The 25,677-nt window shown below is 33.7% G+C and carries 22 protein-coding genes, 1 pseudogene and 1 CRISPR repeat array; of the genes and pseudogenes, 18 read left to right on the forward strand and 5 right to left on the reverse strand.

Going from position 1 to position 25,677, the window contains the following annotated elements:
- Positions 1 to 27 precede the first annotated feature (27 nt).
- From E4O07_RS11685 to E4O07_RS11725, 9 genes are all read left to right on the forward strand, one after another.
- Positions 28 to 441 carry a hypothetical protein gene (locus E4O07_RS11685; protein ID WP_253686031.1) on the forward strand — a complete coding sequence of 138 codons (414 nt, stop codon included), beginning with the start codon at positions 28 to 30 and terminating at the stop codon, positions 439 to 441.
- A gap of 47 nt (positions 442 to 488) precedes the next feature.
- Positions 489 to 1,085, forward strand: a complete 597-nt coding sequence (locus tag E4O07_RS11690) for a hypothetical protein (RefSeq protein ID WP_253686033.1) — start codon at positions 489 to 491, stop codon at positions 1,083 to 1,085.
- The gene (locus E4O07_RS11695; protein WP_253686035.1) at positions 1,063 to 1,785 is read left to right on the forward strand and encodes a hypothetical protein; all 723 of its coding nucleotides are present in this window, start codon (positions 1,063 to 1,065) and stop codon (positions 1,783 to 1,785) included. The genes E4O07_RS11690 and E4O07_RS11695 overlap by 23 nt, the downstream gene beginning before the upstream one ends.
- Before the next feature lie 13 nt (positions 1,786 to 1,798).
- Entirely contained in the window at positions 1,799 to 2,017 is a 219-nt protein-coding gene (locus E4O07_RS11700) for a hypothetical protein (protein WP_253686037.1), read from the forward strand.
- A gap of 72 nt (positions 2,018 to 2,089) precedes the next feature.
- On the forward strand, positions 2,090 to 2,926 hold the full coding sequence (gene thyX, locus E4O07_RS11705; RefSeq protein WP_253686039.1) for an FAD-dependent thymidylate synthase: 837 nt from the start codon (positions 2,090 to 2,092) through the stop codon (positions 2,924 to 2,926).
- An 18-nt stretch (positions 2,927 to 2,944) separates the two neighbouring features.
- A complete protein-coding gene (locus E4O07_RS11710) occupies positions 2,945 to 4,669 on the forward strand; it encodes a TrkH family potassium uptake protein (RefSeq protein ID WP_253686041.1) in 1,725 nt (574 codons plus the stop codon).
- A gap of 14 nt (positions 4,670 to 4,683) precedes the next feature.
- Positions 4,684 to 5,376 (forward strand): potassium channel family protein, encoded by a 693-nt coding sequence (locus E4O07_RS11715; RefSeq protein WP_253686043.1) that lies wholly within the window; start codon positions 4,684 to 4,686, stop codon positions 5,374 to 5,376.
- 10 nt (positions 5,377 to 5,386) lie between these two features.
- Positions 5,387 to 6,133 (forward strand): hypothetical protein, encoded by a 747-nt coding sequence (locus E4O07_RS11720; protein ID WP_253686045.1) that lies wholly within the window; start codon positions 5,387 to 5,389, stop codon positions 6,131 to 6,133.
- Between the two features lie 76 nt (positions 6,134 to 6,209).
- Positions 6,210 to 7,229 (forward strand): AAA family ATPase, encoded by a 1,020-nt coding sequence (locus E4O07_RS11725; protein WP_253686047.1) that lies wholly within the window; start codon positions 6,210 to 6,212, stop codon positions 7,227 to 7,229.
- Here the strand turns inward: E4O07_RS11725 and E4O07_RS11730 are convergent.
- From E4O07_RS11730 to E4O07_RS11745, 4 genes are read right to left on the reverse strand one after another with little or no spacing between them, the layout of a single operon-like run.
- A complete protein-coding gene (locus tag E4O07_RS11730) occupies positions 7,192 to 8,490 on the reverse strand; it encodes a hemolysin family protein (RefSeq protein WP_253686049.1) in 1,299 nt (432 codons plus the stop codon). The genes E4O07_RS11725 and E4O07_RS11730 overlap by 38 nt on opposite strands.
- Positions 8,487 to 9,806: a hemolysin family protein gene (locus E4O07_RS11735; protein WP_253686051.1), complete on the reverse strand. Its 1,320-nt coding sequence runs from the start codon at positions 9,804 to 9,806 to the stop codon at positions 8,487 to 8,489. Before E4O07_RS11735 ends, E4O07_RS11730 begins: the two co-directional genes overlap by 4 nt.
- Before the next feature lie 9 nt (positions 9,807 to 9,815).
- Positions 9,816 to 10,463: a P-II family nitrogen regulator gene (locus E4O07_RS11740; RefSeq protein ID WP_253709337.1), complete on the reverse strand. Its 648-nt coding sequence runs from the start codon at positions 10,461 to 10,463 to the stop codon at positions 9,816 to 9,818.
- Complete coding sequence (locus E4O07_RS11745) at positions 10,460 to 11,941, reverse strand: DUF1538 domain-containing protein (protein ID WP_253686055.1); 1,482 nt, start codon at positions 11,939 to 11,941, stop codon at positions 10,460 to 10,462. Before E4O07_RS11745 ends, E4O07_RS11740 begins: the two co-directional genes overlap by 4 nt.
- A gap of 257 nt (positions 11,942 to 12,198) precedes the next feature.
- Here E4O07_RS11745 and E4O07_RS11750 point away from each other — a divergent pair, with 257 nt between their 5' ends.
- On the forward strand, positions 12,199 to 12,810 hold the full coding sequence (locus E4O07_RS11750; protein WP_253686057.1) for a hypothetical protein: 612 nt from the start codon (positions 12,199 to 12,201) through the stop codon (positions 12,808 to 12,810).
- Positions 12,807 to 13,406 (forward strand): hypothetical protein, encoded by a 600-nt coding sequence (locus tag E4O07_RS11755; RefSeq protein ID WP_253686059.1) that lies wholly within the window; start codon positions 12,807 to 12,809, stop codon positions 13,404 to 13,406. Before E4O07_RS11750 ends, E4O07_RS11755 begins: the two co-directional genes overlap by 4 nt.
- A 45-nt stretch (positions 13,407 to 13,451) precedes the next feature.
- Here E4O07_RS11755 and recQ read toward each other — a convergent pair whose 3' ends face one another.
- Positions 13,452 to 15,332, reverse strand: coding sequence for a DNA helicase RecQ (recQ, locus tag E4O07_RS11760; protein ID WP_253686061.1), 1,881 nt, complete (start codon positions 15,330 to 15,332; stop codon positions 13,452 to 13,454).
- 315 nt (positions 15,333 to 15,647) lie between these two features.
- Between recQ and cas9 the strand changes: the two are divergent.
- From cas9 to E4O07_RS11800, 7 genes and pseudogenes are all read left to right on the forward strand, one after another.
- Positions 15,648 to 19,834 (forward strand): annotated as a pseudogene (gene cas9, locus E4O07_RS11765) (type II CRISPR RNA-guided endonuclease Cas9).
- A complete protein-coding gene (locus E4O07_RS11775; RefSeq protein ID WP_253686067.1) occupies positions 19,831 to 20,166 on the forward strand; it encodes a CRISPR-associated endonuclease Cas1 in 336 nt (111 codons plus the stop codon). The pseudogene cas9 and the gene E4O07_RS11775 overlap by 4 nt, the downstream one beginning before the upstream one ends.
- Positions 20,167 to 20,216: 50 nt before the next feature.
- A complete protein-coding gene (gene cas1 / locus E4O07_RS11780) occupies positions 20,217 to 20,702 on the forward strand; it encodes a type II CRISPR-associated endonuclease Cas1 (protein WP_253688143.1) in 486 nt (161 codons plus the stop codon).
- Positions 20,703 to 20,706: 4 nt separating this feature from the next.
- Positions 20,707 to 21,012 (forward strand): CRISPR-associated endonuclease Cas2, encoded by a 306-nt coding sequence (cas2, locus tag E4O07_RS11785; protein WP_253686069.1) that lies wholly within the window; start codon positions 20,707 to 20,709, stop codon positions 21,010 to 21,012.
- Positions 21,009 to 21,683, forward strand: a complete 675-nt coding sequence (gene csn2, locus E4O07_RS11790) for a type II-A CRISPR-associated protein Csn2 (RefSeq protein WP_253686071.1) — start codon at positions 21,009 to 21,011, stop codon at positions 21,681 to 21,683. Before cas2 ends, csn2 begins: the two co-directional genes overlap by 4 nt.
- 93 nt (positions 21,684 to 21,776) lie before the next feature.
- Positions 21,777 to 22,209: a CRISPR direct-repeat array (repeat unit 36 nt; unit sequence GTTTGAGAGTTGTGTAATTTAAGATGGATCTCAAAC).
- Positions 22,210 to 23,589: 1,380 nt separating this feature from the next.
- On the forward strand, positions 23,590 to 24,234 hold the full coding sequence (locus E4O07_RS11795) for a TetR/AcrR family transcriptional regulator (protein WP_253686073.1): 645 nt from the start codon (positions 23,590 to 23,592) through the stop codon (positions 24,232 to 24,234).
- 87 nt (positions 24,235 to 24,321) lie between these two features.
- Positions 24,322 to 25,677, forward strand: coding sequence for an MATE family efflux transporter (locus E4O07_RS11800; RefSeq protein ID WP_253686075.1), 1,356 nt, complete (start codon positions 24,322 to 24,324; stop codon positions 25,675 to 25,677).

Consider the following 25,677-nt stretch of genomic DNA (forward strand, 5'->3'; position numbering starts at 1 on the left):
TTTTTTCAGTTGAATAAGGAGTAAGAGATGGCATTAGTTCATGAGTTTTGTATTATTGAAAATTTGGATGATGTTATTAATATTGATAATCAAGTTGATTTAAAAAAGGTATATCAATATAGACACATTGCAGTTGATGATGCTATAATCATATATATGTCTAACACTTTGAAATGGTTTATATCTACAAATACAGCAAAGACAAAAACCACAAAAGGCCTTTTCTATTATGGTATAAGTTTAATAGAATCGGATAATTTAAATACTTTTTTAAAAATTGTTGGCGTATGGAAAGAGTTATTTAATTTAGCTCCTGAAGTAAATATAATACCGGAGTTTAATTTTGATAAAAAATATATTTTGCATAAAATAGAAGAATTGATTAAACTTCTAGAATATGCAAGTACGAATGATAAAATTATTTTACATTGTGGAATTTGAAAACACCGGTAAATAATTATTTGCAATTAATAGCAAGAAGGAATAAAATGAAGAAGATTATCTTCATACTTTTTATATGTTTTACAATATTCTTTGTAGTATCTTGTAAAAATAAAAAACTCAAAACTGTTGATGAATATTTTGCTCTCTATGAATATATTTTGGAAAAAGGCGAGATTTCAAATTTTATTTCTGATAAAAAACATTTCTCCCGAATGTCTGTAAAAGTTAAGCAAAGAGCTGAAAAAATTTTTGCAGATAAGATATTATATGATTTTGAGCATTGGTGGCAAGAAAAAATATTTTGGAAAGCAATATATGATCCTATATTGTTTTCTCATATGGATATTAAGGATAAACAAATAATAAGTTCTGATGATGATGTTATTTTAATACTATCTACTGCAAGACATGAATATGATACCGAATTTTATGATAGACTAATTGAATTATCAAATTTACATATAACGGATACAAAAAAAATGATTGAAGAAAACAAGCAATTTTATAAAGGTAGAGAATATGCAGTTTTTGATACGAAAGAAAAATATACATTTTCATTTAATGACGCAGGCAAAATTAATGATGTCAAAATAGAACTATTGGAGGCTGTTTATCGTTATGATAAAAATCGATCTAAATAATTTTTTTAAACTTATAAATATTTTAATTTTGCTTAATAGTCTGTTTATTTTAACCGGACTTCTTAAGGCTTTACTTGCAGGCAGAACAGAACTTATCTTTTATCTATTCATGTATAATATTGATACTGTAAGCATTCAATGGTATATTATTTCATTACTTTTAACCATAGAACTTGTTTATTATAAAAAAGGAAAGATACGTAAAAGCGTATTTATTACCTCGATTATTATAGCAGTAATAAATTTTTATCTTGTATATTTATGTATGTTTATTCACACGCCTAACGGTTTTGATTATAATGATTTTCTATATGCTTCAAGACGATTTTTTTATCTTCCAATATCATTTTTTGATTCAAAAGAAGTTATTATAAATATCAGTACTGCTATTCTTGTACAATTATTTTGTTTGTTTGCCGGTTTTAAAATAAAAATTAAAAAGAAATTAAAAAGAGTTAAGGTAAATATTTTATCAGCCGGAATTAAAACTATTGTGCTGTATATTACATTTTTAATTACTATTCTGCTGATTATTACTATGACCCTGGGAAGAGAAGTTGAAATAGATATTTTTAATTTAAACATCTCTCTTCTTTTTCTTTCTCTTGCTTGTTTACCATTTGCTTTTATAATAGAATTTCTGATAGATGCAATCATTGAAAAACAGGGAAAAGCAACAGGCGATAAATGGAATAAGTAAAGAAGAGGTAATAATGAATAATTTTTTATTTGATAAAATATTATTAGGGATAGGTATTTTAATACAAGTTAGATTGTTGATCTATTTTTTATCTAGAGGCTTTAAAAATGTTAATGAAAAATACAAAAACGATGAGAAAAAACGAAAAGTAAATATTTTTTTAGGATGGTTCTTTTTTGTGTGGCTAATTTTAGGAACTATAGGAAGCATTATTATAATAATTTTATTTTAAATTATAAACATTCTTAAAATTTAGAAAAAGCAAGAGGTTGAAAATTTTTACAATTTCTGCTATCATTACACTATGGCACATTGTATAGCTCCGGAAGCGGAAAAAATTTTGGATAAAGAGTTTAAGGTTCTTGATAAAGGTTTTATCAGATTGGTGGATTATATGGGTACTGATGCCCGCATAGTGCAGGCAGCCCGTGTTTCTTATGGAGAAGGCACTAAAACCGTACGGGAAGATGCCGCTTTAATAGACTACCTTTTGCGGAATAAGCATACCTCTCCATTTGAACAGGTGGTTTTTACCTTTCATGTAAAGCTGCCCATTTTTGTAGCCCGCCAGTGGATTAGGCACAGAACAGCCCGTCTGAACGAAATTTCCGGACGGTATTCCATCTTAAAAGCAGAGTTTTATGTACCCGACGGAAAGGATATCTCCTTGCAAAGCAGCGACAATAAACAAGGCCGAATGAGTGAGGCCGTTTCTCAAGACCTTCAAAATGAAGTTATAAGCTCTTTGCAAAAACAACAAGAAGAAGTTTATGACGGCTACTGTAAATTACTCGATAAAAATATAGCAAGGGAACTTGCCAGAATCAATCTCCCTCTTTCTACTTATACCGAATGGTATTGGCAAATAGACCTGCACAATCTTTTCCATTTTTTGCGGCTGCGCATGGATGCTCATGCACAAAAAGAAATCAGAGACTATGCCGAAGTTATGTTTGAAATTTGTAAAACTGTAGCACCTCTTGCCTGCGCTTCTTTTGAACGCCATGAAAAAAACGGAGTAAATTTTTCTGCAGAAGAACTTGAAGCTATACATAATTTGATAGCCGGAAAAGAAAGCGGGTTAAAAGGTAAAGAGCTTGAGCGTTTTAACGAAAAACTTAAGAGCGGAAGACAAGTATAAAACAAAAGGAACAGACAAATGAGGAAGCGGGATTACTTTGTCGTTGCGGCTTTCGCTTTAAGCCTTGTTCTTTTATTTTTACAGCAATTTTATTCAAAAACTACTTCTGAAATTATTCTCCACATAATAGACATTATTATCCTTATCTCTGTACTTGCCGAAACCTTTTTTGCTATCAGACAAGAAAAGTATATACGCAAATATTTTCAAAATAATCTTGTAGACTTTTTAGCAATATTAATATTCACTACCGTATTTATTGTTTTTAAGATACAAATAAGTCTTAACAATAATGCAGAAGAATTAAATATTGTTTTTGATATTTTTAAAAACATATTTTTATTCGGAAAAATAATTAGATTAATAAGCAAGAGAGCCGGCTTAACTGCAAAAATTATTTCAAATCCTGCACAAACTTTGATTATTTCTTTTTTTATGGTTATAATCATCGGCAGTTTTTTACTTATGCTTCCTGCTGCTTCTGCAAACGGTAAACCTTTAAACTTTTTAACAACACTTTTTACCTCCGCATCTGCCGTATGCGTTACAGGCCTAAGCGTAATAGATGTTTCTTCCGAACTTACCATAGTAGGAAAATTTATTTTGATTGTTTTAATTCAAGTCGGCGGTTTAGGAATAATGGTTTTTTCATTTTTCGGAATGCTTGCCTTCCGGAAAAAAATGACTGTCAGTGAAAAACTTACAATCTCTTACATGGTGAGCGAAGATGACATGTCTAACCTTTTTAAAACATTAAGGGTAATTGTCTTATCTACTTTTTTTATAGAAACCTTAAGTGCAGCATTTTTATTTATAGGCTTTTCACGTATTTTAGGATTCAATCTTAAAGCCCTAGGTTTTGCATTTTTTCATGCAATATCCGCATTTTGTAATGCGGGGTTTGCTCTTTTTTCAAACAACTTGGAATCTTTTACCTCCGATATTATTATAAACCTCACAATAGGTTTTACAATAATTTTAGGCGGAATAAGTTTTGCCGTTATTTATGATGTTTTGGCTAAGGTTAAAACAAATATAACAAATAAGTTTTTGAAGAAAAAAAAGAGCGATTATTTAATGTCGGTAAATACAAAAATGATTTTAAGCCTTACAGTTTTTATTCTTTTTATTTCTTTTGCTCTTTTTTATTTACTTGAGCACCGCAATACTATGAAAGAATTATCAGTGGGAAGTCAATACCTTGCAAGTTTTTTTCAAGCTATAACATTGCGAACTGCAGGCTTTTCTACGGTTTCATTTATGAATTTAACAAATGCAACCTTACTTTTTATGATATTTATAATGTTCATGGGAGGAGCTGCAGGAAGTACAGCCGGAGGAATTAAGCTTAACACTATTGCGGTGGTGTTTGCTTTTTTTAGATCATTTTTAAAAAATCAAAAAACAGTTGTAATCAAAAATATTTCGGTACCTGAGGATCAGGTAAAAAAAGCTTTTTTAATTTTCGGCTTCGGACTCGCAGCAATTTCAGTTGGAATTTTTTTATTGACAATTACTGAAAGTCTTCCTTTTTTAGCATTATTGTTTGAAACCGTATCAGCCTTTGCAACAGTAGGTCTTTCTACGGGAGTAACCGCCGCTCTTTCACCAGCCGGAAAAATCGTAATAATAATTTTAATGTTCATCGGAAGGGTCGGTCCTTTAACTTTTTTAACTGCGGCCGGCACAAAACAAAAGAATGACGATATAGAATATCCTTATGGAAATATAGCTATAGGATAAGGGAGGAAAATATTATGGAAACAAATAAAAACTTTGCTGTCATAGGTTTGGGAGAATTCGGATCAAGGATTTGTGAAGTTCTTGTAGACGGAGGAGCTTCAGTAGTGGCCTTTGATCATGATATTCAAGCAGTGGAAAGAATAAAAAAAATTGTTCCTGCAGCGATGCTTGTAGAAACAACAAATGAAGAAGCTCTTTTAAAAGCGCCCTTAGATGATGTAGAAGTTGCCATCGTAGCTATCGGCAATAATATAGAAGCAAGCGTTTTAACTACAACTCTTTTAAAACAAAGAGACATTCCCTATGTTTTAGCCCGTGCCGTTTCACCTCTTCATGCAACCGTTCTAAGAAGAGTCGGAGCGAACGAAGTTTTAAATATTGAAATATCGGCTGCAACAAGAATTGCAAGACGCCTTATTTCTCCCGATGTAATGGATTCAATTACGGTTACAAAAGATTTTTCGATAAGAGAAATTATTGTTCCGAAATTTTTTATCGGAAAAACCGTGGGCGCTCTTGCTTTAAAAGAAAAGTTCAATATAAATCTGATTTCCCTTGTAAGAATGGATTTGGATATAGATTCGGTTGGCAACCCCGTCAAACAGGAAGCTATGCATTATCCTGAAGATGATTTTGAGTTGAGAGAAGGTGACAAACTTTTTTTGATAGGCTCAAATATAAAGCTTGAAGAATTTAGAAATATGTAATGGAGCAAATATGATTTTTATTGAAAAAAAATTATTATTTATAAGTTTAGCGCTCTCGTTTATTTTTATGATTGCAACGGCTTTTTGGGCATACGGTGTAGGTATGCAAATCCCCCTTAAAGGAGACTCCGAACTTGTTTTGTTTTTAGGATTTATACTTTCGCTCTTGCAATTAATATTAACAGTTAATATTATTATAGGCGCAGTAAAAAAGAAAAAAGATTTTTTAAGCCTAATGGAAACTATAAAAACCGGAGGAATTTTATCCGAAAAGAAAGCTGCAAAATTAGGCACTGCAGGATTTTTTTTACAAGATGCTCTTAGTGTGTCCAATACAATCACGGCACAAAAAAGTCTAAAAATTGCAAGTCTTAACGGCTTGGTAAAGAGTTTAATTGATATGGTAGACATTCCTATAGCAATAGTTAATCTCAATGGAGAAATAGTAGAAGCCTCCCAAAAAATTAAAACCGAGATAGATTATAACAATGATTTAAATATTGCAGATATTGTTCCGCAGATAAATATTAGAGAAGCTTTTAAAGAAGCTTCCATGAGTCATCTTCCTGTAGAACAAGGGGAGAATATCTTAATACCTGTTTTTTCAACAATAGGAGATATAACATATTTTTTGGTTGACATATCTAAGCATGGAGCTCTAAGTAAATTTATCAATAACTTTATTCCTCCTAGAAAAGAAGATTTTTCAAAACAAACAAAAAAAGGATTTTTTAAAATTTTAAATCACAGAAAATAAAAAAACTGTACAAGATAAGAATTAAATGAGATTTAAACCTCTTGCAAAATTTTAACATAAGGCGTAAAATAATACTATGATTGATACAAGCTATAAAACTATAATAGAAAATTTTAAAGCAAAGATGGCTCTGCGCATTGTAGGTCAGCAAGAACTCATCGAAGGAATTTTAACTGCATATATTGCAGGAGGCCATGTGCTACTTGAAGGCGTGCCCGGCCTTGCAAAAACCCTCATAGTAAAAACCTTTGCAGAACTTTCCAATGTAAGTTTTAAGCGTATTCAATTTACTCCGGACCTTCTTCCTGCCGATTTGATAGGAACCTTGATTTATCAGCAAAGCATAGGAAAATTTTCTGTTAGAAGAGGACCCGTTTTTGCAAATATTATTTTGGCTGACGAAATAAACAGGGCGCCTGCAAAGGTGCAGTCTGCCCTTTTGGAAGCCATGGCCGAAGGGCAAGTCACAATCGGAGAAAATTCCTATTCCCTGCCTTCTCCCTTTTTTGTGCTTGCTACACAAAACCCAATCGAACAAGAGGGAACATATCCTCTTCCCGAAGCAGAGCTTGACCGCTTCTTGTTAAAACTATTTGTTCCTTATCCGTCTATTCAAGAAGAAATAGATATAGTAAATAAATTTTCAAACCTAAGACCGAATCAAAACATGGGACAAGGCCCCGGACTAACTTCGAGTGTCAGCCCTGCCGAAGCAATACTCACACCGGAAAACTTAGAAACTCTCCGGAATGCCGTAGAGCAGGTAAAATGTTCTCCCGAAATTACAAGCTATATAGTTTCAATCATTGCCGCAACAAGGCCTGTAAAAAATGTAAAGCAGGATGATTATATTCACGGGAATTACCTAAGCTATATTCTTTATGGAGCATCTCCGCGGGCCGGAATCGCTATTCAAAAATGTGCAAAGGTAAAAGCCCTATTTAGCGGAAGAGATTATGTAATACCCGAAGATGTAAAAGCTGTTGCCTACGCAGCTTTGAGGCATAGACTTAAACTTTCTTATGAAGCGGCTGCCGATAACTTGACCGCTGACGATATTATTGAAAAGCTTTTGGGAATTGTGCCCCAGCCGTAATCTTAGAAACGTCCGCAATAAGAAAAATAATTTTACTCGTTTCAACTTTTTCTACTTTAAATTCAATATCACCTATGTTGATGAACTCACCTTCCTTAGGAAGATATTCTGCCGTTTCAAGTACGAGGCCGCCTATCGTATCATTATAATCCGAATGAAAATCCGTATTCAAAATTTTGTTTAGCTGAATAATAGGAACCGATCCCGGAATTAAAATATGAGTACCGTCAACAATCTTCATTCCGCTTAAGGGATTCGTTTTTATTTTAGCATATTCATCTTGAATTGAACCGAAAATAGCAGTGCTTATATCGTCAATTGTGATAAGTCCCGCAGTCGAGCCGTATTCATCTATTACAAAGGCCATATTTCTTTTATTTTTACTCATTGTTTTTATTGCAGAAAAAATATTTGCAGTTTTCGGAATAAACAAGGCCGGCCTTATAATTTTATTTATATCCATTTCCGCCTTATGACTTTTATAAAACAATAGATCCTTATAATGGACGCTTCCTATTATTTTATCCTTTTCCGTCTTGTAAACAGGCAGACGCGAAAACATTGTTTTACGGAAAATACTTATCATCTTTTCGGGAGTCGAATTAATATCGAAACCTACAATATCTTCTTTTTTTGTCATTATACTTTGCAGTTTTAACTCATGCAGTCTTACAGCTCTTTTAATTAACTCATGTTCTCCCGTTTGAAAAGTACCGTCAGCTAAACTTATGTTTATAAGCGTTTCCAAATAATCTTCTGATAAGTCTGAGATTTGATTTTCTCTTCGCTTTGAAACGGATTTAATAATAAAATTGGACATGAGCGAAAAAATAAAAACAATCGGTTTAAAAAATAATCTTACAATCGATAAGGGAATCAAAAATGTTTTTGTAATTTCAACAGCATTATAAGCCGCTATAGCTTTTGGTAAAATTTCTGCAAAGATAATTATAAGAACCGTTGTAACGGCAGTAGCTGCCGGAATATGCTGCTGCCCGTACATATCAATTACAAAGGCTGTTATCAAGGCGGAAGAAAGAGTATTTACAAAATTGGTGCCTATCAGGGTTGCACTTACAATCTCATCTTTTTTTTCAATAAGAAAAGCAAGAGTCTTACTTTTTTTTGTCCGGCTTTTTTTTATTGCCTTATACTCAGCCCTCGTTATTGCAGTAATTGCCGTTTCGGATGCAGAAAAGAAAAAGGCACAAAGGAGAAGAGCAATAAATTCGATTGTCATTAAAGCTAATTCAAATTTCATTCTTCATCTCCTGTAATATTTACTTCCAGTTCGCTTATTCTGTTTCCTTCAGTTTTGATAACCGTAAAATTATAGTTTTCTATTTTTATTGTAGAACCGATTTGCGGAACTTCTCCGCATTTTTCCATAATCAAGCCGCCTATTGTGTCATAATACTCGGAGGAAAACGAAGTACTTAGATCCTCATTTAAATCGCTCAACCTCATGCTGCCCAAAATAGTTTGACTAATATTTTGAGTTGACGCATCATTTATATTATCAAGATTGGGTTCTTCTGCAGCCGCATCATCCGTATCATACTCATCGGCAATGTTCCCGAATATCTCTTCATTTAAGTCTTCAAGAGTTGCAATACCTAAAGTGCCGCCGTACTCATCAATGACGACAACCATGTTCTGTTTTTCTTTTCTAAATATTTCCTGCAATTTTGAAAGCTCGGTATTTTCAAAAACAAGAACAGGCTTACGCAGATATTTTTTTATATCGAATTTTTCTTTTGATTCTTGTAAGAAATCTTTTGCTGCAGCTTCCGAAAACAAAAAATCCTTAATATAAAAAATACCGATAATTTCATCTATGTCTTCTTCATAAACCGGAAATCTTGAAAATCTTGAAGAATGGGAAAGCTCTATAATTTCTTTCGGATTTACATCAGCTGTAAGTCCGATTATCTCCGGCCGCGGAGTCATAATATTTTTTACGGTTATATCGCCATAGCTTAAAATTTTTTCGAGAACAGCCTTTTCTTCAGAACGCAGATCGCCATGTTCTTGGCGTACATCAAAAAAATCTTTTAAGTCTGCATCGGTTAAAGCCTCATTTGATTGCAGATTTTTTACGCCTAAAAATTTTAAAAAGAATTTTGTAAAGCCCGAAAAAAGCCATTCAAGAGGAGCTAGAATTTTAATTAAAAACAAAATAAAACCTGAGAATTTTAAGGCTATAGGTTCGGAAAAAACCAAGGCAACGGACTTAGGCAGTATTTCACCGAAGATTAAAATTGCAATAGTTGCAGCCGTTACTGCAATGCTTAATCCTTTTGCTCCGACTAATTCTACCATCAGGGCGGTTAAAATTACCGAGATTAAAATATTTACCAAACTGTTGCCTATCAAAGAGGTGGTTAAAAATTTTTGTTTGTCTTTTAAAATCTTTTCAACTCTTGCAGCCTTTTTATTTTTCTTTTCCCGTAAATATTTTATCTTCAATTTATTTACGGATAAAAAGGCTGTTTCTCCCGATGAAAACATCATCGATAAAAAAAGTAGAATAATTAAAAGTAAAATATAAAGCCATTGCGGCGGGGGCTCGTTCATCCTGTAAACCTATTTTATACCGTAAGCCTTGCTTATCGGAATAACAAAAAGAATTCCATGACCTTCTTTTTCTACATCGGAATTTTTTCTGATTGCTTCGACTACATTATCAAGCTGCTCATCATCAACAATGGTTAAAACAATTTCTTTTTCGGGTTCAATTTCCATGTCAAAGATAAGCTTTGTTTGATTAAGCCCGGAACCTCTTGCATGGATGATTGTTCCGCCGCGAGCTCCGGCTTCCAAAGAAGCATCGACAACTTCATTTGCTTTTCCTCTATTAACAACAGTAAATATTGCAGACTTCATAGTTTTTACCTCCTCCCTCTCAAATACGGGCTTTTCACCATCCGGGGTATTTTCAATATTAATAAAACTTAAAGGCATACGGAATGCTATACCGAAATTTTTACGGGTAAGATTGAACTTTTTATTCAGTTCATCCATAAGACCGTCTAAAAAATCTCCATGTCCGGCCGTTAAAATCAATTCTTTTCTTGTTTCTTGAATTCCCAAAAAATCAAGCAGCTTACTTTTTACCGTACCGAAGGCAATCATTATTGTGGCCCCGGTAAGACCCTTATCCTTAGCGTACCTTACTATTTTACTTGCACGCCCGAAAGGCACTAAAATTATCAGAAGTGAAAAATCTTTCATTTTTGTTCTCCTGCGCTTTTAATCTTAAATATCAATCCTAAAATTTGCAGCGAAATAATAGGAGCCAATGCTACGGCGGCTATGATACCGAATCCGTCTATCAATACGTTTGCAGTCGGAGTGGAGTTGGCAAGACCCTGAGCAAGGGATAAAACAAAGGTCGCAGTCATGGGGCCTGAAGCAACACCTCCGGCATCAAAGGCTATACTTACAAAAAGATCCGGAACAAAGATGGACAATAAAAGTGAAACTATATATCCGGGTAACAGCATATGCCATAACTGAAAAGCCGGTTCTATAATTCTTAGTAACGAAAGCATTACCGCAAAACTGACTCCGATACATAAAAAGATTAAAACTATCTTGCGCGGAATATGACCGCTCGTTACGTTTTCTATTTGTACGGTCAAAACATAAACGGCCGGTTCAGCCAAAATAGAAACGATGCCTATCAAGGCTCCGATAAAAAGAATTAAGGGTCTGGTTCCTATTTCGCCTAAGCGGCTTCCCATAGCTATTCCTACATCCAAGAAGCCCGATTTTGCTCCCCACATAAATAGAAATAAACCTATCAATGTAATTATAAGACCTTTAATAACGGGAATTAAATCCTTAGCTCTCAGCTTAATGCTTATAAAGTTTGTAATTAAAAATATCACCGTTAATGGTAAAAGGGATAAAACACACTCATACAGTACAGGCAAAAAATGTTCTGCAAAGGGATAAAATATTTGTGAGTGTATATCTAAATTGAAAACAAAATCATCGGCCGATATTTCCTTTGTTTTTCCGAATACGCTCAAAGCCAAAACAGCTACGATTGCTCCGGCAGAGGCCATACCTACAAGTCCGAAAGCATCTCTTTCGGAGGCGGCCGAGTCTTTTTTCATCTCGGAAACACCGGCAGCCAAGGCCAAAATAAAGGGCACGGTTATGGCGCCTGTAGTAGTTCCGGATGAATCGAAGGCAATGGACATAAACTCTGCAGAAGAAAATAAAGAAAGCAAAAATATAATTACATATGAAACGGCAAAAACAATTTTCTGTGAAACATTAAATACGGTTCTCAAAATACCGAAAACCACAAAGGCTGCAACACCCACGGAAACAACTACTATGAGCCTTAATGCGGGGATCCCGTTCTTCGTTACTGTCCTTACCTGACTTGCCAAAATCTGTAAATCGGGTTCTGCTATCGAAATTAAAAAGCCGAGGGCAAAACCGCCTAAAATCAAAATCAGAATTTTATTCCGCTTTGTGATTTCTTTTCCCATTTGTAAACCGATTTTTGTAACGCTCATCTCGATTCCAAACAGAAAAAAAGCCAACCCGAATATTATGCATACACTCCCGATTAAAAATCTAATAAAGACTTGATAATCTATATGAATAAACGCAAAATTCAAGATTGTTGTCAAAATGACGATGGGTAAAACCGACATTAAGACTTCTTTAAATTTATCAACTAAGATATTCATAACTAAATAATATTATTGACTAAATTTTGATTTTGGTCAATAGGAAGAAATTATTTATGTTTAAGCAATAAAAATATGGCTGTACATATCATTTCTTGATTAAATTATACAATTAGTAATTGACAAAGAGTATATTTATGCCTAAAATGCGGGGTATAAGCTAAGAACATATTAGCCCCCTGTATTTATTCCTCTTAGGCTTTTATAAATAAACTTATTTTTTTTATCATAAATTTTAATTTAAGGGAGAAATTTTTATGCAAAAACCACTGAAAAAATTTTACCTCCTTACAGTCTTAGTTTTGACTGTATGTTTGGCGGCTTCATGCTCGATTTTAGGCGATTTTAAAAAAATATCTGAAACAGGTCATGCAAGTATCAATGGGAAAAAGGTCAATCTTAAAACCATGGGAGATCCCGAAAAAGATTGCCTTGCGTTTGGATATTTAAAAATACCGACAGAACAATTGTACATTCAATCCGATCCCTCAAAAGAACCTATCTATACAACACCTTTTGTATTCTCAGGCTCCTATGCAGATGGAAGTATTTTTTGTTTTCCTCCATTTAAAACCGATCTGGCTTTTCAGTTGGTGTCTTTACGCAATTCAAATTTTAACGTAATAACTACTTTTTTACCTCAGTTAGGTGCAGAAGGCAAGATAGCTTTTGTAACACATAAAAAAGGTTTAATGTTTATCGGTGCTTATGATTTTATAACCGAAAACAATACAGGAATGATTGTATCCTTAACCCGTAAAGAGAGTGCTCAGTACGAATTAAAATGTCTTTTAAAACTAAAAAAACTGCTGCAACATACGGCATGGTTACCACTTATTGAAGAAAGAATAAAGGAGCTGGAAAAATGAAAAAAATTAAATTATTTAAAACCTTGTGTTTATTATTATTTATACTTACAGGATTTGTTTTTGCTGATGAAGGGAAAAAAGCCCCGCCTTCAGAAAATGAAGTTGTATTAGTTTTTAGTTTAAAAGTTTTACCAATTCCTAATAACACTTTTTTTTCAAACTATCGAAATATTAAATTCGGCAGTTTCGATTTTAATGATGGAGATGCCGGGACAGATCAAATATATTTAAACTATCTTGTTCATAGATATATTTTGTCTACTAAATGTGATGAAGACCCTCAAAAAACTGATTTTGTTATGAAGAAAATTACTTTAGATTCAGCTAAAAGAATTATTAACTTGTATAAATTAAGCTATCACTTTGGTAACGCATATTGTGCACGATTAGTCTTACCTATCCAATCAGAGCTAAGGATACATAAAGGGGTAAAATATGTATACCTTGGAGATTTTACCATTAAATGTTCAATGCCTTTTTATGATATTACCGAAATAAAGAGGATAGATAATTTTGATGCTGCAGCCCGCGCAGTGAAGAAGGCATACGGAAAAGATGCAGAGCTTGAACGCATTCCGCTTGTTCCGTTAAAATAAAATAAAAAAGGAATTTCAACATTGTTGAAATTCCTTTTTTATTTCTTATTTGTTTTTACGGGTAGATGAGATTGTCTTTAAAATAATATCCCCGTATTTTTCCTTTTTTGCTTTTCCGATACCGAAGATATTATCCAAATCGGCAATAGTTGCAGGTTTTTTAAGACCTAAATCAAAGATTGTCTTATCCGAAAAAATAATATAGGCAGGAACTCTTGCCTCGTCTGCAAGCTCCCTGCGTTTTTGTTTTAGTGCATTCACTATTGCCGTACCGCGGGCATCTAATTTAATTTCAGATGTTTGAGGTTTTGATTTTTCTTTTACTTCTTTTTTAGCGGAGTTATCTTTTTCATAATTAAAGGGAAGCATAATACTGGTTCGGGCTTGAAGTTCTTCTTTTGCTTTTTGAGTTAATGACAGAACCGAGTAATCTTCATCTTTTATAAGATAGTCTTCTGCCAATAAGACCCGGACAAGATTAAACCATCCTTCCCTATTGAATTCCGTACCTATGCCCCAAACCGAAAGATCGTTGTGTTTATTTTCAAGGATACGTTTTTGCTTTGAGCCTAAAAGAACATCGATAATGTAGCTGGCACCGAATCTGCATCCGGTTCTGACAACACAGGATAAAAATTTCTGCACAGGAACGGTCAGGTCTGTTTTTTCTATTTTTTCTCTGGAACAAAAATCACAGCAAGGAGCATCACCCTGTACTTCTTTTAATTTTTCTTCAGAAATATTTTCTCCGAAATATTTTAAAATCGCACGGCGGCGGCAGCTGTTGGCTTGTGCATAATTACTGATAGCGGAAAGCATAGTTTCGGCTTTTCTTACCTCATCGGGAGATTTATCCTGCATCAAGAATTTAAGCTTAAAAATATCGGCAGCCGAAAAAAGCAAAAGAGCATGTGCCGGGTTTCCATCCCGTCCTGCTCGGCCTATTTCTTGATAGTACTGCTCAATGCTCTTGGGCAAATCAAAATGAATGACAAACCTTACATTAGGCTTATTTATACCCATTCCGAAGGCTACGGTTGCTACGATTATTTCTATATCGTCATTGATAAAGTCATTTTGAGTTTTTTGCCTAAGCTCATCGGAAAGACCCGCATGATAGGGCTTTGCATTGTATCCTAAAACCGACAGTTGAACTGAAAGAGTATCTGCCTGCTTGCGGGAAAAACAGTAGATAATTCCGCTTTCGCCCTTATGCTCTTTTAAAAATTCCGAGGCCTGCTCAAAGGGCTTTTGCTTTTCTTTCACTTCCAAAAAAATATTTTTACGGTTAAAGCCGGCAATAAATTCCTTTGGAGTCTTGAGCTTCAGCATTTTTTTAATGTCGGAGCGGACCTTTTCGGTTGCAGTCGCCGTTATGGCAAGACAGGCCGCCTCTTTTAAGAGCTTGCGGATTTCAGCCAACTGCCGATATTCAGGCCTAAAATCATGTCCCCATTCCGAAATGCAGTGAGCTTCGTCGATTGTAATACAATCCACTTTTATTGAAGAAAAAAGCTCTTTACAGCGGTCACTGACCAGAGTTTCAGGAGCAGCATAGAGGATTTTTACCTCTCCGTTTTTAATACGGCGTATGTTATCGGCATATTTTTCCCAATCTAAGGAGCTGTTTAAGGCAACAGCCTCTACCCCTATCGTTTCCAAGCCGCAAATCTGGTCGTGCATAAGAGAAATAAGGGGAGAAACTACTATGGTTACCCCCTCAAAAATGAGGGCCGGAATCTGATAGCATAGAGATTTTCCGCCTCCTGTCGGCATTACCGCAAGGACGTCTTTTTTTTGGAGAAGGCTATCTATAATTTCTTTTTGGAAGGGTCTGAATTCATCATAGCCGAAGACTTGTTTTAAAATATCTTCAAGGGAGGAGATTGTCTTTTTACTGTCAGAACCTTTTGATCCGCGCGTCATATATGGGTGATATTATACCCTAAAACGTCAAATTAAGCAAGCATCAAGTGAAAAGTTATGGTAAGTAGTCAGTATTCAAACAGTATCCTCAAATAATTCAATATAAAATGTGGACAGCTAGAAAAAAATAAGCTATAATTTTGAGTAATTAATAAAAAAGGCTTAACATAGTTAAGCCTTGATGCTCCACAATGAGCGGTCACTCCTCAAGGGAGGACGATTTTGATGAATTCTTATTTGAACTCGTTGTGTAATTTAAGATGGATCTTAAATTGTGTGAGTATATTTTAATCTTTTTTAAAGGAATGGTCAAGTATGAAAAAGGAAATTAAGGATTATTTTCTCGGATTGGATGTAGGAACCGGATCGGTCGGCTGGGCTGTTACTGATGCTGATTATAAGCTTTTAAAATCCAATCATAAAGACCTTTGGGGTATGAGGCTTTTCGATACGGCAGAAACAGCCGAAGGCCGAAGGCTATATAGAGGAGCCCGGCGACGTATTGAACGAAGAAAAAAAAGAATAAAATTGCTTCAAGAGCTATTTGACGAAGAAATTGCAAAAAAAGACGCGGGATTTTTCCAAAGAATAAAAGAGAGCCCTCTTTATGCAGAAGACAAGACCATATTACAGGAAAATAGTCTTTTTAATGATAAAGATTTTAACGATAAGACCTATCATAAAACCTATCCTACCATAAATCACCTGATAAAGGCTTGGATTGAAAACAAGGTAAAGACTGATCCTCGCCTTTTGTATTTAGCCTGCCATAATATTATCAAAAAAAGAGGGCATTTTTTATTTGAGGGAGACTTCGACTCGGAAAACCAATTCGATACTTCTATAAAGGCTCTTTTTGAATATCTGCGTGAGGATATGGAGCTCGATATTGATGCCGATAGTCAAAAAATAAAGGATATCTTAAAGGACAGCTCTTTAAAAAATTTGGAAAAGCAAAGCCGGCTAAATAAGCTTTTAGGACTGAGGCCGTCCGACAAACAAAAAAAAGCTATTACGAGTTTAATATCGGGTAACAAGGTAAACTTTGCCGATCTTTATGATAATCCCGACTTAAAGGATGCAGAGAGAAACGGCATATCTTTTTCTAAGGATGACTTTGACGTTTTAAGTGATGAGCTGGCTTCATTTTTTGGAGATTCCTTTGAGCTTTTGTTAAAAGCAAAGGCTGTATATAATTGTTCGGTTCTTTCCAAGGTAATAGGAGATGAACAGTATCTTTCCTTTGCAAAGGTTAAGATATACGAAAAGCATAAAAAGGATTTGACTAAATTAAAAAATGTTATAAAAAAACATTTCCCAAAGAATTATAAAAAAGTATTCGGATATAATAAAGATGAAAAGGTTAATAATAATTACTCCGGATATGTAGGGGTATGTAAAACCGGAAGTAAAAAAAAGATTATAAAAGAGACTACCGGTCAAGAAGATTTTTATAAATTTTTAAAAACTATCCTTTCCCCCAAATCGGATATAAAAGAAATAAATGATATATTATCCGAAATTGAAACAGGAACTTTTTTACCTAAGCAGGTATCTAAAAGCAATGCAGAAATTCCTTATCAATTGCGCAGGATGGAATTGGAAAGGATATTAATCAACGCAGAAAATCATTTTTCTTTTTTAAAACAAAAAGATGAAAATGGTTTATCTATCAGTGAAAAAATCATAATGCTGTTAACATTTAAGATTCCTTATTATATTGGGCCTATAAACGATAAACATAAAAAATATTTTCCTGATAGATGCTGGGTCATAAAAAAAGAAAACGCTCCTTCGGGTAAAACTACACCTTGGAATTTTTTTAATCATATTGATAGGGATAAAACAGCTGAAGCCTTTATTACAAGCAGAACCAATCTTTGTACATACCTAACAGGAGAAGAAGTTTTACCTAAAAACTCTCTTTTATATTCCGAGTTTACCGTTTTAAACGAAATCAATAATTTACAGATTATCATTGACGGTAAAAATATCTGCGATATTAAATTAAAACAAAAGATATACGAAGACCTGTTTAAAAAATATAAAAAAATTACACAAAAGCAGATTTCAACTTTTATAAAACATGAAGGTATTTGCAGTAAAACAGATGAAGTAATTATTTTAGGCATCGATAAAGAATGTACATCTTCATTAAAATCATATATAGAACTAAAAAATATTTTTGGTAATAAAATTGATGAAATTTCTACAAAGAATATGCTTGAAGAGATTATACGATGGGCTACTATCTATGATGAAGGAGAAGGTAAGAGTATTCTTAAAACTAAAGTAAAAAATGAGTATGGTAAGGTTTGTTCCGATGAGCAAATCAAAAAAATTCTAAACCTTAAATTTTCAGGCTGGGGCCGTCTATCACGCAAATTCCTTGAAACTGTCACATCAGAAATTCCCGGATTTAATGAACCTGTAAATATAATAACGGCAATGCGTGAAACTCAAAATAATTTAATGGAGCTGCTTAGCAGTGAATTTAAATTTACTGAAAATATTAAAAAGATAAATTCGACGTTTGAAGATACCGAGAAACGATTTTCATATAACGGCTTGGTAAAGCCATTATTTTTATCGCCGTCGGTGAAAAAAATGCTGTGGCAGACTCTTAAACTTGTAAAAGAAATATCTCATATTACCCAAGCCCCTCCTAAAAAAATATTTATTGAGATGGCAAAGGGTGCAGAGCTTGAACCGGCAAGAACTAAGACAAGATTAAAAATTTTACAGGACTTGTACAATAATTGTAAAAATGATGTAGATGCTTTTAGCGCCGAGATAAAAGATCTTTCAGGTAAAATAGAAAATGAAGATAATTTAAGACTCCGCAGTGACAAACTTTATCTTTATTATACGCAGCTTGGAAAGTGTATGTATTGCGGTAAACCAATTGAAATAGGACATGTATTTGATACAGGCAAGTATGATATCGATCATATTTATCCTCAATCAAAAATTAAAGATGACAGTATAAATAATCGGGTTTTAGTCTGCAGCAACTGCAATCAAAATAAGAAAGATAAATATCCATTGAAGACTGAAATTCAATCAAAACAAAGAGGCTTCTGGAATTTTTTGCAAAAAAATAACTTTATAAGCCTTGAAAAATTGAACAGATTAACAAGGACAACTCCAATCTCTGATGACGAAACAGCAAAATTCATTGCTCGGCAGCTTGTAGAAACAAGACAGGCAACCAAGGTTGCAGCAAAGGTATTGGAACAAATTTTCCCCGAAACTAAGGTTGTTTACTCTAAGGCTGAAACAGTATCAATGTTTAGAAACAAATTCGATATTGTAAAATGCAGAGAAGTAAACGATTTTCATCATGCCATGATGCATATTTAAATATTGTTGTCGGAAATGTATATAATACAAAATTTACAAATAATCCTTGGAATTTTATAAAGGAGAAACGGGATAATCCCAATATTGCCGATACTTATAACTACTATAAGGTTTTTGACTATGATGTAAAAAGAAATAATATTACTGCATGGGAAAAAGAAAAAACAATTGTCACTGTAAAGGATATGCTTAAAAGGAATACTCCTATTTATACACGCCAAGCGTCCTGTAAAAAAGGAGGACTATTTGACCAAACCATTATGAAAAAAGGTTTGGGGCAGCATCCTCTAAAAAAGGAAGGTCCTCTTTCCAATATTTCAAAATATGGCGGCTATAATAAGGTTTCTGCAGCATATTATACCCTTGTAGAATACGAAGAAAAAGGAAAAAAGATACGCAGCTTAGAAACCATCCCTCTATATTTGAGAAAGGATATTCAAAAAAATCAAGATGGACTAAAAAGCTATTTAAAAAACCAGATAGGGAAAAAAGAATTTAAGATTTTGGTTCCCAAAATAAAAATCAACTCTCTCTTAAAAATTAACGGATTCTCTTGCCACATTACCGGAAAAACTAATGATTCTTTCTTACTCCGGCCTGCTGTTCAATTTTGCTGTTCAAATGACGATATCTTTTATTTTAAAAAAATAATAAGATTCAATGAAATAAGAAGTCAAAGAGAGAAGATGGGAAAAACAATTCATCCTTATGAGGATTTATCTTTTAGATCCTATGTAAAAGAAGAACTATCAAAAAAGAAAAAAACAGACAAAATAGTAGAAAATGAGTTTAATGAACTTCTTCAAAAAAAGAATTTGGAGGTCTATGATATGCTTTTAGTAAAGCATAGGGATACTATTTATAGTAAAAGGCCGAATTCTACAACTCTCGATATGCTAATCAAAGGAAGAGATGCATTTATAAATTTAAAGCCTGAAGATCAAATTAAAGTTACATTAGAAATTCTAAAACTATTTTGTACTACCAGAGAGGCGATTGATTTAGGGTTCATCAAAGGTAAATCTACAGCCGGTGTTACGACATTAGGAAAAAAAATATCAAACCTTGATAACTGCATTTTAATTTATCAGTCGATAACTGGTGTTTTTGAAAAAAGGATTGATTTGTTAAAGATATGAGTTGGAGAACCGTTGTCATTTCAAATAGAGCAAAACTGGATTTACATTTAAATCATCTCGTAGTTAGGGGAGAAAAAACTCAAAAAGTTTTTATAGAAGAAATTTCGGTTTTAATCATTGAAACGACAGCGGTTTCTATAACCGCAGCCTTATTAAATGAACTTATAAAACAAAAGGTCAAGATAATTTTTTGTGATGAAAAACGGAATCCGGCTTCCGAATTAGTAGGATATTACGGCAGTCATGATACCAGCGAAAAAATCAGGCTTCAAATAAAATGGGATAAGAATATCAAGCAGCTTGTATGGACTGAGGTCGTAACAGAAAAATAAGACAGCAAAAATACCTCTTAGAAAAACTGGAGCTTCCGCAAGCGAGTTTACTGGCTGAATATATTATCGATATAGACATTAACGATAAAACAAATAAAGAGGCTCATGCTGCAAAATCATATTTTGCGGCATTATTCGGAGCAGGGTTTTCCAGAAGTTTGGATATCCCTATAAATGCCGCTTTAAATTATGGATACAGCATTTTACTTTCTGCATTTAACCGTGAAATAACTGCAAACGGTTATATTACACAACTCGGAATTTTTCATGATAATATGTTTAATCCTTTTAATCTTGCCTCAGACCTTATGGAACCCTTTAGGCCTCTGGTTGATTCGGAAGTGTTTAAACTTAATCCTCAAAAATTTGAACATGAAGAAAAACTAAAAATGGTGGATGTTATAAATAGAAAGGTGTTTATAAACAATAAAGAGCATTATCTAAATAAGGCTATCGAAATTTTTGTACACAGTATCTTTGATGCTCTAAATGAAAAGGATATTTCACAAATTAAATTTTACCGCAATGAGTTATAGATTTATGAGAGTTATAGTTTTTTTTGATTTACCCGTAATAACACCCGAAAATAGGCATAATTATTCGACATTTCGAAAATTTTTAATTAAATCCGGTTTTATTATGCAGCAAAAATCTGTTTATTCAAAATTAGTTTTAAATCTTACAAATAGAGATTCTGTAGTAAAGAATATAGAAAAAAATAAACCGCCTGAAGGCTTGGTTGAGATATTAACAGTTACCGAAAAACAATATTCAAGGATGGAAATTATTATTGGAGAATCAAAAACAGAATATTTAAATACCGATGAAAGGCTTGTTGTTCTATGAAATTAGTACATCCCGATCTCGAAAATCAAATAGCCTTTTCAGAAAACACAGTTAATGTTTTAACCATAGAAAATAAAGCTTTTTTTACCGAATTTACATCTGAACTTTTTAGTCAATATTCAGGCAATGAAGGAAAATTCATATTATCAGAAGATAATAAAGAACTTTCTATTCCAAAAACATGTGAACTTATACTAAATCCTATAAATATTGATATAAATAATAAACAGAATCTAAATAAAATTTATTCGATTTTAAAACAAAGTATTTCCGATGAGTACAATTACCTAAAAACATGCGGCATAAAAAGTGAAATATTAAAGTATATAGATGAGATAGTTTTTTCTTTAGACATACCCCTCAAAAGAGATGACGAATTTGATTTGACTAGCATATTTAAAGCTGTTAATATTTCCTTTGAAACAGAATACAAGAATTTACTTGAAAAAATTATAGACTATATAAGTGCTTCTGTGGAGCTAAATCAGATAAGATGTTTTATTTTTATAAACCTAAAACAGTTTTTAAATTTCAAAGATCTATCAGAATTATATAAATTTGCCCGATATATAAAAACAAATCTTTTTTTAATAGAGGGGACATACATATCTACAAAAGAAGATTGTGAAAAACCTTATATTATTGATAAGGACCTTTGTGAAATATATTGACAATAAATAATTCTCATGATAGTATTAAAAAGTAATCATCTTAGACTACCGCTATCCATAGTGTGATAGAGTCTCACCTACGCCATATCTGACGTTTGAGAGTTGTGTAATTTAAGATGGATCTCAAACCATAGAAAAAACGAAGCAAGCCATCGATAGGTTTGAGAGTTGTGTAATTTAAGATGGATCTCAAACAAGTACCTCAATCTTAAAAATGAACCTGTTGTTTGAGAGTTGTGTAATTTAAGATGGATCTCAAACTAGTAAACGGAAGGCAAGACCCTATTTTTTGTTTGAGAGTTGTGTAATTTAAGATGGATCTCAAACTAGTAAACGGAAGGCAAGACCCTATTTTTTGTTTGAGAGTTGTGTAATTTAAGATGGATCTCAAACTTAAGTTTACTTTCTGCCACATAAACTAAAGGTTTGAGAGTTGTGTAATTTAAGATGGATCTCAAACAAGACCACCAACGTGTTGATTTTGACCTGAGTTTGAGAGTTGTGTAATTTAATGAAACCTCGAAAAGCAGCAAGCCTATCGGCTTGTTCTGTAAGTAAATTATTCATCATATTCACTAAAGCAAATTGCGAAATAGTTTTTAGAGGTTTTCCTTAGATTTAATTTGAGGTATTTTTAATAAATCATTATTACATAAAAACTTATTAAAAACTCGTCAGCCATATCTATTCCGAAAGATGCGAAATAAATCCAACAAGGTTTTTAGAGAAGACCTTAAATATTTTATTAAACTGTAATAGGGAATTGAAAGTGAAAAAAGTGTTTCTTGTTTTTTGTTTGAGCCTATTGCAATTAGGCTTATTTGCATAGGTTCTAATTTCGAACTTATGTTCGGCGCAGGCCCCGCAGCCTTATAGCCGTTGGCTCCCGCCCTCAATGCCCGTTTAAGCGGTTCTTATTATTTTAGCTGCAAGCATGGAATATTTTTAGGATTTGGAAACAGCTTAGGTTTATTATCGATAAATAATAAACTTACGCTTACTAATGCGGCTATCCTTTCCATAGGTGCGGTTTTTAGATTAAATTAAGCTATAAAATTTGCCGTTTTTACTTCAAGGTAAGACCTGAGGGCATCTCTAAAAATCCACGAAGGTTTTTAGAGATGCCCTTAAGATGGATATCAAACGAATATTACAAAATCATTTCTTTAGAGCTTTTTTGAGAGTTGTGTAATTTAAAAAGGAGACAAAACAAGAATTCAAAAGTTAAAAGAAGTGCGGTTTATATGAAATAGAAAAATAAGAGATTTTCAGACCGAGCCTTACGTACAGGCTTTATTCGGGTAAAACCTCTCGTTAGTTGCGTGGTACCCAGTTACACTCGGCAACGCCTCACGCCCCGCTTATTTTCATTATACCGCAGTATGAAAAATTTTTCAAGCCGCTAAAAAAAGGGCACAGAGCAACCGCTTCAGCAATTTGGTGCGGTTGACCTGAAAAAAAGGGCGTTGCCCGCCGGCCAGATTTTGCTTAGGTGCAAATTTTTTAGGGTCAGCGGGTCACCCCACTTATAAACGGTGTAAAACTGCCGTTATTTTTCTTACATAAGAGTCCCGTCCATCTTCACTATAAGCTACTTGGACGCAACTCTTTTATAAAACAGCATAGCAATCTGCCGTTGTTTCTATTATATCACACTACACTACATTGTCAAGACTTTAAACAAAAAAATCTTAGAAGGTTTCTTGCAAGCACAGGGCTGGTCGCCCCTCATGTAAGGAGGGACGACGCCCTGTTAAAGCGGTATAGCAATCTACCGTATTTTTTATAAGTATACAATATTGTGGGTAAAAGTCAAGTATAAATTCTTAATATTGTGTCTACAAACCAGAGAAGGGACTCCCTAGCCGAAGCATAAAAGCATTTTACTTTTCACCCTTTCTTTTTTTTGCTTTTTCCTTATAATATAGATATGGCAAAATTCACGAGAAAAACAAGGGAAGAGCGCTCTCTTGAGATAATAGAAGCAGCAAAGACTGTATTTTTAAAAAAAGGGTTCCGTCATACAACTATGGAGGACATAGTTGCAGCCACAACTCTTTCAAAGGGCGGTGTTTATCAATATTTTAAAAGTACAAAGGCCATAATGTTTGCCATAATGGAAGCCGGAAATTATTTTAGATACAAACGGAATGAAGAAATTTTTAATGCCGTAAAAGATATTGATGATATTTACGAAATTGTAACTCAGGCCCTAATGAGAAAACTCTTTGACGAGGTGCCGGAAAAACGGCTCTACCTTATGTTCCTTGCCGAAATTATATATGATAAAGAGTATGAAGAGCTTTTTTTACAACTTGAAGATCAGGCTCATAAGTTTATAAGCGAGAATCTTGAACATTTGTTTGTGAGAAAAAACTTAGCCGGAAAAAAAATAAAGTATAAGACAAATAAGACAGGGAAACTCTACTCCCGCTTCTTTAACGGAATTCTTATAATGTATGAACTTTTTGAAGATAAAACTATTTTTGATAAAAAAGAAATCCATGACCTCATCTACTCTTTTGTAAAAAAAAGCTTTGTTGTCAGCTGAATTACTAAAAATTAGTTAGCTTATCTTGACTTTCTTCTTTCTTTTTATATAATATAACTGACGCAATCGTCAGTTATGGAGGTTCTTATGACAGATAAGAGAGAGTATTTAATATCCGGTAATATGTTTAAGTTGATGATGGAGTTAAGCATTCCGGGCATTATAGGAATGTTTGTAATCAGTTTATACAGCTTTGTAGATGCAATTTTTGTAGGGAGATATGTAGGAAGCACAGCCTTAGGAGCTATCAGCCTGGCCTATACCTTTACATTGATAAACAACGGCATTGCAGTTTTAATCGGAATAGGTTCCGCTTCAGTTTTGTCTAGGGCAGTGGGAAGAAAAGATCAAGAAACCGTTGATTCGATTATGGGAAACATACTTTTACTAACCCTTCTTTTTTCATTTGGAACTATGACTGTAGGATTAATTTTTGCACCGCAGCTTTTACACCTCATAGGAGCTGAGGGAGAAATGCTTCGCCTTGGTATAAGCTATTTAAGAATTGTATACCTAGGATCAATCTTTGTAAATTTTGGTCAGGCGGCTAATATGGTTATGCGGGGCGAAGGAAGAATGGGACTGGCCATGCTTTTGATGGGTATAAGTGCCGTCTTAAACATTATCTTAGATGCCGTCTTTGTAATTGTATTAAAGAAAGGGCTTGAAGGGGCAGCCATTGCAACAGTTATATCTCAAGTTGTACTTGCAATATGCAACTTTTGTTACTTTGCATTTTTCAGTAAAAATATTAAATTTAAGCATTTTAAAATTCAAAAAGGCATAGTAAAAGAAACCCTTTCAATCGGCTTTTCGGCAATGCTCATGCAGGTCTTTGCTCTTTTACAACAGGCAGTTATGTATTCTACATTAAAAAAATACGGCGGAGAAGATCAAGTAATTTTAATGGGAGCCTTTTTTAGATATCTAATGCTCTCCTTTATTCCGCTTTGGGGAATAAGTCAGGGCTATCAGCCCTTTGCCGGAACAAACTTCGGAGCTAAACAATTTGACAGGGTGAAAAAAGGAACGCTTTTATTTTACGGCTTCAGTTTATGCTTAGCCCTAATATTTTGGCTTGTCTTTTTAATTATGCCTGAAAGAGTCTTAGGGCTCTTTTTGGAAAACGCGGAACTAATATCCTTAGGAAGAACAAATGCAATGCTCGCAATGTCCTTATTCCCCTTGTCGGCAATTATGATTATAAATCTAACCCTCTTCCAAGCCTTGGGTAAGGCAAAGTATGCAGGCATCTTGGTAATTGCCAGACAGTTTTTACTTTATATTCCAGCCGTATTAATTCTGCCTATATTTTTTGGAACACGAGGAGTTTGGATTTCAAGTCCGATAATAGAAACTCTGGTTATGATTTTATCTACACTCATAGTGATTAAACTTTTTAAAAAAGATCTAAGCACCAAAGACAAAGTATTGAGTGCATAG

This window comes from Treponema sp. OMZ 798, assembly GCF_024181385.1.
GTDB lineage: Bacteria > Spirochaetota > Spirochaetia > Treponematales > Treponemataceae > Treponema_B.